We start from the raw sequence: 698 nt of genomic DNA, 5'->3' as shown, positions 1-698 counted from the left end.
GTTTGTCTTTACATTCGCACGCCAGCTGCGGACAAACACGCCACTGACGAACTAGCCTGATTAGTTTTAACGCTTCAACCCCAGGCAGGGTTTCCACGCGATCTCTTTTGGGTTTGACCTCTCTTTGATCCCCGTCTTAAGAGCGGAAGCTAGGGAGAGAGGGCTCTTAGCAGGTTATTAAGCTGCTAAAGCGTAGTTTTCGTCGTTTGCGACTATTTTTTTGCGGCTTTTAACGAGGCAAACCGCCCCTCGGCATGCACCTTGGGTTTCGCAAATCCCGTCGAATCCAGAATCAGCCCCAATGTGTAGGTCAAGTATAACAGATTTGTGAATGTCGTTACCAGCCCCATCACGCAGGATTATTTCAGCAGGGTGGACGAAAAATCAGCATCAACAAGGATATAGCGTAAGGGCCAGCGAGAGCTGGCCTTCGGGGAGGGGAAATTAACGTCCGGCGTGCTTCATAATACGCGCCTTGTCCAGCGCCCATTCACGATCTTTCAGGTCGGTACGCTTGTCGTGCTGTTTCTTACCTTTGGCGACGCCGATTTTCACTTTGCACCAGGCGTTCTTCCAGTACAGCGACAGGGCGACGACGGTGTAACCTTCGCGGTTAATGCGGCCGTACAGCGTGTCGAGTTCGCGCTGGTTGAGCAGCAGCTTACGGGTGCGCGTCGGGTCGCAGACATAGTGGGTGG

At 53.0% G+C, this 698-nt stretch carries 1 protein-coding gene and 1 other RNA gene; both read right to left on the bottom strand.

Annotated features, from left to right (window positions below; translation table 11 throughout):
• Window positions 1-300, bottom strand: a transfer-messenger RNA (tmRNA) gene (gene ssrA / locus ACFPZN_RS56335); the annotation flags it as partial.
• A gap of 144 nt (window positions 301-444) precedes the next feature.
• Window positions 445-698 (bottom strand): SsrA-binding protein (locus ACFPZN_RS56330; protein WP_378293690.1); only part of this gene is annotated, 254 nt, incomplete at its 5' end.

The organism is Actinomadura rugatobispora (assembly GCF_042656285.1).
GTDB classification, from domain to species: domain Bacteria; phylum Actinomycetota; class Actinomycetes; order Streptosporangiales; family Streptosporangiaceae; genus Spirillospora; species Spirillospora rugatobispora.
This window is presented reverse-complemented; position numbering and strand designations above follow the sequence as displayed.